The 10,304-nt window shown below is 70.5% G+C and carries 9 protein-coding genes and 1 pseudogene; 4 read left to right on the top strand and 6 right to left on the bottom strand.

Annotated elements, in window-relative coordinates:
* Together IY392_RS10090 and IY392_RS10085 are read left to right on the top strand one after the other, a co-directional pair.
* Positions 1-422: pseudogene (locus IY392_RS10090) on the top strand (acyl dehydratase); the annotation flags it as partial.
* Positions 423-448: 26 nt separating this feature from the next.
* On the top strand, positions 449-1,207 hold the full coding sequence (locus tag IY392_RS10085) for a FadR/GntR family transcriptional regulator (protein ID WP_228549253.1): 759 nt from the start codon (positions 449-451) through the stop codon (positions 1,205-1,207).
* A 14-nt stretch (positions 1,208-1,221) separates the two neighbouring features.
* On the opposite strand, the gene fabG is transcribed toward IY392_RS10085, so the two are convergent.
* The 3 genes from fabG to IY392_RS10070 are packed head-to-tail and all read right to left on the bottom strand — an operon-like array spanning position 1,222 to position 4,359.
* The gene (gene fabG, locus IY392_RS10080) at positions 1,222-1,962 is read right to left on the bottom strand and encodes a 3-oxoacyl-ACP reductase FabG (protein WP_194861134.1); all 741 of its coding nucleotides are present in this window, start codon (positions 1,960-1,962) and stop codon (positions 1,222-1,224) included.
* A complete protein-coding gene (locus IY392_RS10075) occupies positions 1,943-3,130 on the bottom strand; it encodes a CaiB/BaiF CoA-transferase family protein (protein ID WP_194861133.1) in 1,188 nt (395 codons plus the stop codon). The genes fabG and IY392_RS10075 overlap by 20 nt, the downstream gene beginning before the upstream one ends.
* On the bottom strand, positions 3,127-4,359 hold the full coding sequence (locus IY392_RS10070) for an acyl-CoA dehydrogenase family protein (protein WP_228549252.1): 1,233 nt from the start codon (positions 4,357-4,359) through the stop codon (positions 3,127-3,129). Before IY392_RS10070 ends, IY392_RS10075 begins: the two co-directional genes overlap by 4 nt.
* Positions 4,360-4,475: 116 nt before the next feature.
* Here IY392_RS10070 and IY392_RS10065 point away from each other — a divergent pair, with 116 nt between their 5' ends.
* Both IY392_RS10065 and IY392_RS10060 read left to right on the top strand, forming a co-directional pair.
* Positions 4,476-5,660, top strand: coding sequence for a CoA transferase (locus IY392_RS10065; protein ID WP_194861132.1), 1,185 nt, complete (start codon positions 4,476-4,478; stop codon positions 5,658-5,660).
* Positions 5,661-5,690: 30 nt separating this feature from the next.
* On the top strand, positions 5,691-6,794 hold the full coding sequence (locus IY392_RS10060) for a zinc-binding dehydrogenase (protein WP_194861131.1): 1,104 nt from the start codon (positions 5,691-5,693) through the stop codon (positions 6,792-6,794).
* 383 nt (positions 6,795-7,177) lie between these two features.
* Here IY392_RS10060 and IY392_RS10055 read toward each other — a convergent pair whose 3' ends face one another.
* The 3 genes from IY392_RS10055 to IY392_RS10045 all read right to left on the bottom strand — a co-directional run.
* Positions 7,178-8,320, bottom strand: coding sequence for a thiolase family protein (locus tag IY392_RS10055; RefSeq protein WP_194861130.1), 1,143 nt, complete (start codon positions 8,318-8,320; stop codon positions 7,178-7,180).
* 52 nt (positions 8,321-8,372) lie between these two features.
* A complete protein-coding gene (locus IY392_RS10050) occupies positions 8,373-9,578 on the bottom strand; it encodes an acyl-CoA dehydrogenase family protein (RefSeq protein WP_107756808.1) in 1,206 nt (401 codons plus the stop codon).
* Positions 9,579-9,641: 63 nt separating this feature from the next.
* Positions 9,642-10,304: SDR family NAD(P)-dependent oxidoreductase (locus IY392_RS10045; protein ID WP_194861129.1), on the bottom strand; the 663-nt coding region annotated here is incomplete at its 5' end.

The following is a 10,304-nucleotide window of genomic DNA, read 5'->3' as shown; positions in this document are numbered from 1 at the left end:
CCGTGGTCCCCGGGGCCGGCGACCCCCTCCCGTCCGAGGGCACCGTGATGCGCGCGGGCGCCGACGTGGTCTCCGGCGCCCCGGAGCTGGCCCGGCTCACCACCAACATCGCCCGGACTCACCACGACGCCCGCGTCTCGGGGGCCGGCCGGTTGGTCTACGGCGGCCACACCATCGGGCTCGCGCTGGCCCAGGCCACCCGCGCGCTGCCGACGATGCTCACCGTGCTCGGCTGGCACTCGTGCGACCACCTGGGCCCGGTCCACGAGCAAGACACCCTGAGCAGCGACCTCGAGGTGGGGGCCGCTGACGACCTCCCCGGCGGCGGGACGGCGCTCGACCTCCGGTCACTCGTCACCGCCCACCGCGACGACGGCGACGCTCCCGTCCTGGACTGGTCGTTCACCGTTCTCATGCCCTGACGATCGAATCGGGGATAATTGTTGTCATGAGTTCAGGAGTCGGCGCTCGTCCGGGGATCGGTCGTCCCAAGAAGACCGCACTCCTGGTGGCCCAACAGATCGTCGAGGACATCTCCCGTCGCGGCAACACCGTCGGCGACCGGTTGCCGCCGGAACACCTCATGCTCGAGCACTACGGGGTCGGCCGCGGAACGCTGCGGGAGTCGCTGCGCTACCTGGAGTTGCAGGGCGTCCTCATGCTCAAGCCGGGCCCGGGTGGCGGGCCGATCGTGCAGCAACCGGACGGGGGGACGCTCGCCGCCACCCTGAGCCTGCTCCTGCAGTTCGAGAACGCCCCGTTCTCCACGATCATGGAGGCCCGCGCGGCGTTGGAGCCCACGATCGCCCGTCTGGCCACCGCGAGGATCGACGATGCCGGCCTGGCCCGGCTCGCCGAGAACCTCCGCCTGACCCGGGAGCAACTGACCGATCAGGCCGCCTTCTCCGCGCACTCCGAGCGCTTCCACGAACTCGTGGCCTGGAGCTCCGGCAACGCGCTCTTCGGCTATCTCTTCGACGCCCTGAGCGGGTTGATCGCCGGCGCCTCGATGGGCATCACCTACCCCAGGCGGCAGCGTGAGTTGACCTGCGACATCCACGACGAGATCTACACCGCCATCGCGGACGGGGACGGGGACGCCGCCTCCCGCCTGATGTCGGTCCACATCAACGAGCACACCACCTACCTCGAGAAGCGGTTCCACAAGGCCCTCGCGCGGCCGATACGGTGGGACCTCGACGGCTGACCCGGCCGCGCGGCTCAGATGTGGCGCCCGCCGGTGATCTCGAGGACCGTGCCGGTCATGTAGCTCGACATGTCGCTGGCCAGGAAGAGCACCACCTGCGCCACCTCTGAGGGCTCGCCGGCCCGGCCCATCGGGATCTCGGCCATCTTCTCGTCCCACACGTGTTGCGGCATCGCCAGCGTCATCGCGGTCCGGATGAGACCGGGCTGGATCGCGTTGATCCGGACGTTCTTGAAGGCGACCTCCTTGGCGGCGGCCTTGGTCAGCCCGACGATCCCGGCCTTGGCGGCGGAGTAGTTGGTCTGGCCCTTGAGTCCGACCTTCCCGGAGATCGAGGAGACGTTGACGATCGATCCTCCCCCGTGTTCCCGCATCCGTCCGGCGGCGGCGCGGGTTCCGTTCCACGTGCCCTTGAGGTGGATCGCGATGATGTCGTCGAACTGCTGCTCGGTCATCGTGCGCATCGTGGCGTCGCCGGTGACCCCGGCGTTGTTGACGAACACCCCGAGCGGCCCGAACGCGTCCTCGGCCACGTCGATCAGGTGCTCGACCGCCGTGCCGTCGCGGACGTCGCAGTTGACGTAGCGTGCCCTGCCCTGACCGCCCAGCTCGTCGACCGCGGCCGCGCCCGCCTCGTCATCGATGTCCCCCACCACGACGCGCGCGCCGTTGTCGACGAAGGTCCGGGCGATCTCCAGCCCGATCCCGCGCGCGGCGCCGGTGACGACCGCCGTCCTACCCTCGAGCAGTGCCATGGGTGTCCTCTCCTCGTGTCCGACCAGCCAGTTCGGCCAGGATCGCGTCCGTGTGTTGCCCGAGCGCGGGCACCGGCCCCATCGGCAGCTCTACGTCTGCATAGTCGACGGGCGGCAGCAGTCCGCGTACGGGTCCTGCGGGGGTGTCGACCTGTCTCCACCGGTCCCGCGCGTCGAGCTGCGGGTGGTCGACCAGCCCCCCGACATCGTTGAGCCTGGCCGCCGGGACGCCGGCAGCGTCGAGCCGGTCGGCCAGCTCCTCGGTCCCGTACTCCGCGGTCAGGGCGCTGATCAGCGCATCCACCTCCCCGCGTCGGGAGACCCGGGCGATGTTGGTGGCATACCGCTCGTCGTCGACGAGGTCCGGTCGTCCGAGAACCTCGCGCACCAACGCCGCCCAACCACGGTCGTTCTGTACGCCGATGAGCACCTGGCCGTCCGTGGTCGGAAAGGCGTCGTACGGACAGATCGAGGCGTGCGAGAGACCCATACGACCGAGCTGCCGGCCCTCGTACATCCGGACGTACATCGGGTGGCCCATCCACTCGGCCGTCGCCTCGAACATGGACACCTCGATAGTGGCTCCCCGCCCGGTCCGTTCCCGCCGGAACAACGCCGACTGGACGGCCGACAGTGCGTACATCCCGGTCGCGATATCGGAGACCGGGACGCCCGACTTGGAGGCGCTCTCGGGGGTGCCGGTGATCGAGCACAGACCCGACTCGGCCTGGATGAGCATGTCGTAGGCCTTGCGACCGGAGTACGGCCCCCCGTCGCCGTAGCCGGACAGGGTGACGACGACGAGCTCGTCCTTACGCTCCCGGAGGACGGCGGCTCCGAGGCCCAGCCGCTCCATCGCCCCGGGGGCCAGGTTGCTCAGGACCACGTCCGCGCGATCGGCCAGGTCGAGCGCGACCCGGCGACCGTGGTCGGAGGCCAGGTCGAGCGCGATGGATTCCTTTCCCCTGTTGAGCCAGACGAAGTGGGAGGCCTGGCCGTGGACGGCGTCGTCGTAGGACCGCGCGAAGTCGCCCTCACCAGGACGCTCGACCTTGATGACACGAGCGCCGAGGTCGGCGAGATGCCGGGTGGCCAGCGGGCCGGCGACGGCCTGTTCGACCGCCAGGACCGTGATCCCCTCGAGAGGGAGCGGTCCGTCGCCGCTCATCGCCCGTCGGCCTCGCGGGTCGCACCACGCATGAGCCCGCCACCGATGATGAGCTTCTGGATCTCACTCGTCCCCTCGTAGAGGCGCAGCAGGCGGATGTCCCGGTAGATCCGCTCGACCGCGACACCGCGCATGTACCCGGTGCCACCGTGGATCTGCACGGCCAGGTCCGCGACCTTCCCGGCCATCTCGGTGCAGTACAGCTTGGCGACGGACGGGGCGATCCGTCGGTCCTCTCCCGAGACGTACTTGGCCGCCACCTCCCGCACGAGGGCCCGACCGGACATCACCCCCACCTGCTGGTCGGCGATCATCGCCTGCACCAACTGGAAGTCCCCGACGAGGGTGCCCCCCTGCGTGGTGGTGGACGCGTAGGACAGCGACTCGTCGAGCGCCCGCTGCGCCGACCCCACGGCGACGGCGGCGATGTGCACGCGGCCGCGGGCCAGGGACGTCATCGCCGCGCGGTACCCGGCGTCCTCGTCTCCACCCACGAGCGCAGAGGCCGGGACCCGCACGCCGCTGAAGACCACCTCGGACGTCGAGGACCCCTCCTGCCCCATCTTCCGGTCCTTCGGCCCCACCGTGACCCCGGGCGCGTCGGCGGGGACGAGGAACACGGCGATGCCGGGCCCCCGCTCGTCGGCGGGCCGGGTCCGGGCGAACAGCACGAACAGGTCCGCCACCGGGGCGTTGGTGATGAACCGCTTGGTTCCGTCGATCACCCAGTCCCCGCCGTCCCGGACGGCCCTGGTCGTCAGTCCCGCCGGGTTGGACCCCGCGCCGTCCTCGGTCAGGGCGAAGGACGAGATGACCTCGCCGGAGGCGATCCGCTCCAGCCACTCGGCCTTCTGCTCGTCGGTACCGAAGCCCACGAGGACCTGCCCGGCGATTCCGTTGTTGGTGCCGAACAGGGACCGCATCGCCAGGCTGGTGTACCCGAACTCCATCGCCAGCTCGACGTCCTGGGACAGGTTCACCCCGAGGCCGCCCCATTCCTGAGGGATCGCGTATCCGAACATCCCCATCTCGGCCAGTCCGGTCCGGATGTCGTCCGGGACCGCGTCGGCGTCGGCGATCTCCCGCTCACGCGGGACCACCACCGTCCGGATGTAGTCGCGGGTCGCGGCGAGGATCGCGGCGAAGTCCTCCGCGTCGACCCCGGACCCCACCGCGGCGGGCGACCCCGCTCCCGGATCAGACCCCGCCGCGTCCGCCTGCACGCTCATGTTGCGCCCTTCGTCGTGAACCTCGCGGGACCGGGATCCGGTGCAGCGATGCCTAAACCATTATCATCAATTGGAAGGCGGGGCAACAGCCACCACCGGAGCGACGGGAGCCACCGATGACCGACCTCGGCGAGCCGCGACCCCTCAGCGGGATGCGCGTGATCGAACTGTCCAGCTTCGTCGCCTCTCCCCTGTGCGGGCTCACGCTCTCCCAGCTCGGCGCCGAGGTCATCCGGGTCGACCCGGTGGGTGGAGCGGCCGACGTGCACCGCTGGCCGGTCGCCCCGGACGGGACCTCGATCTACTGGACCGGGCTCAACCGGGGGAAGTCCTCAGTGACCCTCGACCTGCGGTCTGACCGGGGTAGGCAGGCGCTGCGAGACCTCGTCACCGCTCCCGGGGAGGGCGGCGGCATCCTCGTGACCAACTCCGGCGGCCGCGACTGGATGAGCCATGATCGCCTGGCGTCGGCCCGGCCCGACGTCATCACCCTCGAGCTGCTCGGGCGCCGCGACGGCGGCCCAGCAGTGGACTACACCGTCAACGCCGGCCTCGGGTTCCCCGCGATCACCGGGCCGACCGGCGGGCAGGGTGGTGAGCAGAACGGCGGCCAGGTGGTCAACCACGTCCTGCCCGCCTGGGACGTCGCGGCGGGCCTGCATGCCGCCCTGGCCGTGGTGGCCGCCGTCCGTGACCGCGAGCGGACCGGCCGGGGGCGTCGGATCGTCCTGCCCCTCGACGACGTCGCCCTGGCCACCGCCGGCACGCTGGGCTACCTCACCGAACCGCAGATCGACGGTTCCTCGCGTCCTGCGGTGGGCAACTACGTCTACGGCACCTTCGGCAGGGATTTTCCCACCGCCGACGGGGGCCGGGTGATGGTCGTCGCCCTGACCACCAGACACTTCCACGACCTGGCGCGGGTGACCGGCACCCGGGATGCCGTCGACGCCCTGGAGTCGGCGACCGGCGCCGATTTCGGCACCGAGGCCGACAGGTACTCCTACCGCGAGGTCCTGTCCGCCCTCTTCGCCCGGTGGTTCGCCGCACACACCACCGACGAGGTCACCCGGGCACTGGCGGCCTCGTCGGTGCTGCACGAGCGGTACCGCACCTTCGACCAGGTGGTCGCGGAGGGGGATCTCGAGGCCAACCCGCTCTTCGCTCCCCTCGAGCAACCCGGGCTGGGGTCCTACCTCGCGGCCGCGCACCCCGCGACCTTCGACGGCCGGCACATGACCGCAGGCCCCGCACCGACTCTGGGGGCGGACACCGATCGCCTCACCGCAGAAGGGCACTGAGGCACCCGTCCACTGCGTACAGTCGCCACCATGAAGGCTACGGTGTGTGTCGACACGGAATCCCCCCTGGTGATCGAGGACATCCCGATCCCCCAACCGGCGGAGGGCGAGGTCCTGATCCGCAACACCGCCTGCGGGGTGTGCCACACCGATCTGCACGTGATGAAGGGCGAGGTCCAATTTCCCCTGCCCGGGGTCCTGGGGCACGAGGTCTCCGGGGTCGTCGCCGAGGTCGGCCGCGGCGTGACGGCGGTCCGCCCGGGCGACCGCGTGGTGGGCTCGTTCATCATGCCGTGCGGGTGGTGCGAGAACTGTGCCCGCGGGATGGAGGACCTGTGCTCGACGTTCTTCGAGTACAACCGCCTGCGCGGGACCCTGTACGACGGCGAGACCAGACTCCACCGCGCGAACGGTGAGCCGCTGTCCATGTATTCCATGGGCGGCCTCGCCGAGTACAGCGTCACGCCCGCCACCGCGGTGTTCGCCCTCCCGGAGGAACTGGACCTCGCGGACTCGGCGATCCTGGGGTGCTCGCTGTTCACCGCCTACGGTGCCGTGCGGAACGTCGGGGACGTCCGGACCGGTGAGTCGGTCGCGGTCGTGGCGGTGGGCGGGGTCGGGCAGAACATCGTCCAGCTGGCGGCGGTGAGCGGCGCCGAATCCGTCATCGCCATCGACGTGGACGACGAGAAACTCGCCCTCGCACGCCGCATGGGCGCCACCCATACGATCAACTCGCGGCAGGTCGATGCGACCGAGGCGGTCATGGAGATCACCGGCGGCAGGGGCGTCGACACCGCCTTCGAGGCCCTCGGATCAGCGGCCACCACCCGCCAGGCCACCGAGATCGCGCGCGAGGGCGGCAGGGTCGTGGTGGTGGGCATCCCGCCGGCCGGAACGGTGCTCGATGTCGACCTCGCGCGGGTCGTGAGACGCAAGATCCAGATCAAGGGTTCCTACGGCGCCCGCGCACGGCAGGACCTGCCCGCGCTCATCCGGCTGCTCGCCGCAGGGAGACTCGATCTGAGCAGTGTGATCTCGCGGCGCGTGGGGCTTGAGGAGGCGCCCGGGACCTACCAGGCGCTCGACCGCGGGGAGGTTCTCGGCCGCGCCGTCGTGCTCACCGGGGCCTGAGCCGGGGCCGAGGACTGACCCGCCGGGGCCGGGGCCTGACCCGCCTGGGCCTGGGCCGGGGACTGACCCGCCGGGGACGGACCCTCACTCAACACAGGCCCCGCCGCGAAGCCCCCTCGCCAGGCATCCGCACGCGCGAGAGTACGCCCACAGCGCAGCCGCCCCCGACGATGGCGTCTGGCGTGCGCAGATGCGCAGGCTGGAGTTCATCGCGGGGGGCGGCTGCGAGTCCCCGGGCAGCCGCTCGCGCGGATGCACGCCGACGGCGGCTGCGAGTCCCCGGTCAGCCGCTCGCGCGGATGCTCGCCGACCGCGGATGCTCGCCGACTCGTGATGTGAGGGCCTACTGGGGACGCTTGGGCCGGCTGGTGATGCGAGGACCGTCAGAGTAGCTCGATGATCGTGGCGTTGGCCTGTCCACCGCCCTCGCACATCGTCTGCAGGCCGTACTTGATGCCCTCGTTCTTCATGTGATGGACGAGGTCGGCGAAGATCCGGGCCCCGGAGCCGCCGAGCGGGTGGCCGAGGGCGATCGCGCCACCGTTGGGGTTGAGCCTGGCCGGGTCGGCGCCGGTCTCGGCGAGCCACGCCATCGGGACCGAGGCGAAGGCCTCGTTGACCTCGAACACACCGATGTCGTCGACGGTCAGGCCGGAACGCTCGAGAGCCTTGGCGGTGGCCGGGATCGGTGCCGTGAGCATGATGACCGGATCGTCCCCCGCCAGAGTGGCTGTGTGGACCCGGGCGATCGGGGTGCAGCCGTACCTGGCGGCGGCCTCCTCGCTCATGACGAGGATCGCCGCGGAGCCGTCTGAGATCTGCGAGGCGTTGCCGGCGTGGATCACACCGTCGGACTTGAACGGGGTCTTGAGCCCCGCCAGCCCCTCGATCGTGCTCCCCCGGCGGATTCCCTGGTCGGCGTCGAAGACCCCGTCCGGGGTGGTCACCGGGACGATGTGTCCGGCGAAGAACCCGGCGTCCTGGGCGGCCGCGGCCTTCTCGTGCGAGGCCACGGCGAACTCGTCGAGCTGCGTGCGGGACAGGCCCCATCGCTCGGCGATCATCTCGGCGCCGACACCCTGGTTGGGCATGGTGCCGTCGTAGCGATCGAGGAAGTCCTGCCCGTACGGGATCCCCTCGCCGGTGATGGAGCTGCCCATCGGCTGACGGGTCATGGATTCGACACCGCCGGCCACCACCACGTCGTGGTAGCCGGACTCGACGACCGCGACGGCGAAGCTCAGCGCCTGTTGAGACGACCCGCACTGGCGGTCGACGGTCACACCCGTGACGGTCTCGGGCCAGCCGGCCGAGAGAACCGCGGTGCGTGCGATGTCCCCGGTCTGCTCACCGGCCTGGGTCACGCACCCCCAGATCACGTCCTCCACGACCCCGGGGTCGATTCCGGCGCGCTCGACCAGAGCGTTCAGGACCGTGCCCGACAGATCGGCCGGATGCACGCCGGCCAGACCACCGTTGCGTTTGCCGACCGCGCTGCGCACGGCCTCGACGATTACTGCTCCCATATCCCGCATTCCTCCAACTCGGTCCACCTGGAACTGGTGGAAAGTCCTAGTGTTACCCGATGAACGGCGGCGTGCGCCGGAGTTCGCCGCGCGCGATGGTGCGGCGGTGCACCGCATCCGGCCCGTCGACGATCCTCAGGGCCCGCGCCCAGGCGTAGAAGTACGCCAGTGGCGTGTCGTCGGACACCCCCGCCCCGCCGAAGATCTCGATCGCCCGGTCGATCACGGTGCAGGCGACCTGTGGCGCGATCACCTTGATGGCGGAGATCTCGAACCGGGCCTCCTTGGCCCCGACGGTGTCGATCATCCAGGCACAGTGCTGGACCTGGAGGCGGGCCTGGTCGATCTCGATGCGGGAGTTGGCGATGTGCTCCTGCACCACGCCCTGTTCCGACAGGTACCCGCCGAAGGCGTGGCGGGACTTGGCGCGGTCGACCATGAGGGCCAACGCCCGTTCTGCCATCCCGATGGCACGCATGGCGTGGTGGATCCGGCCCGGGCCGAGGCGCGCCTGGGCGATCGCGAACCCGGCCCCCTCCTCGCCGAGCAGGTTCGACGTCGGCACGCGGACGTCCGAGAAGACCAGCTCGCAGTGGCCGTGCTGGTCCTGGTAGCCGAACAGCGGCAGGTTTCGCTCGATGGTCAGCCCCGGGGTACCCCGCGGCACCAGCACCATGGACTGCTGACGGTGCGTCTCGGCGGAGGAGTCCGTCTTGCCCATGACGATGAAGATCTCGCAGCGCTCGTCCGCCACTCCCGTGATCCACCACTTGCGGCCGTTGATCACGTACTCGTCACCCTCGCGGCGGATGACGGTCTGGACGTTCGTCGCGTCCGAGGAGGCCACGTCGGGCTCGGTCATGGCGTAGGCCGAGCGGATCGTGCCCTCCTTGAGCGGCTCGAGGTAGGCCGCCTTCTGCTCGTCGGTCCCGAACAGGTGGAAGGTCTCCATGTTCCCCGTGTCGGGGGCCTGCGAGTTGATGGCCTCCGGGGCGATCACCGGCGACCAGCCCGAGATCTCCGAGACCGCGGCGAACTCGAGATTGGAGATACCGGACCACTCGGGCAGGAAGAGGTTCCACAGCCCCCGCCGGCGCGCCTCCGCCTTGAGGTCCTCCATGACGGGCGGGTGCTCGTGGTCACCGTGGGTGCGGAGGTACTCGGCCCATACCGGTTCGGCGGGGAAGACATGCTCGCGCATGAACTCCCACATGTTCTCCTGCAGCTCGACGCTGCGCTGACTGGGGGCGAATTCCATGGTGCTCTCTCCTGGATCTGGGGTGTGTTGTGGGGCATGCCGCCTGGTGAAAGGGCACGCCTCCTAGTGAAGGGTCATGCCGCCGTCGACGGTGAGAGTCGACCCGGTGACGAACGACGACGCGTCGGAGGCGAGGAACACTAGGGCGGAGTCGAGCTCCGGTTGCAGGCCCAACCGTCCGAAGATCGTGCGCCCCGTGATGTCGGCGAGCATCGACTCCGGGATCTCGTCGGTCATCTCCGAGGCGAAGTACCCGGGGGCGAGCGCGTTGACGCGGATCCCCCGCCGGCTCCCCCACTGCGCCGCGAGGTCCCGGGTCAGCCCCAGGACGGCGGCCTTCGAGGCGGAGTAGGCGGCCTGCGGGGCGAATCCCGCGGTCAGTCCGAGGACGCTGGCCACGTTGACGATGCTCGACCCCGGCTCCATGACGGCCGCGCACTCCTTGGCCGCCCAGTAGGCGCCGTGGAGGTTCACGTCCACCACACCCCGGAACTGCTCGGGTGTCTCCTTGAGCGCGGGCACCGCGGTACCGACTCCGGCGTTGTTGACCAGGATGTCGATCCGCCCGTGGGATTCCACGGCAGACCGGACCATCGCGGCGCACGACTCGGGGTCCGCGACGTCACACGCCACCGTCGACGCCGCACCACCGGCCGCGCGGAGCTCCTCTGCGAGAGCCTCCAGTCGCTCGCGCCGGCGGGCGGCCAGGACGACGGTGGCGTGTGA

Source organism: Dietzia sp. SYD-A1, assembly GCF_015356725.1.
Classification (GTDB): Bacteria; Actinomycetota; Actinomycetes; order Mycobacteriales; family Mycobacteriaceae; genus Dietzia.
The sequence above is the reverse complement of the archived record's forward strand: the minus strand, read 5'-3'. Positions and strand labels throughout refer to the sequence as shown.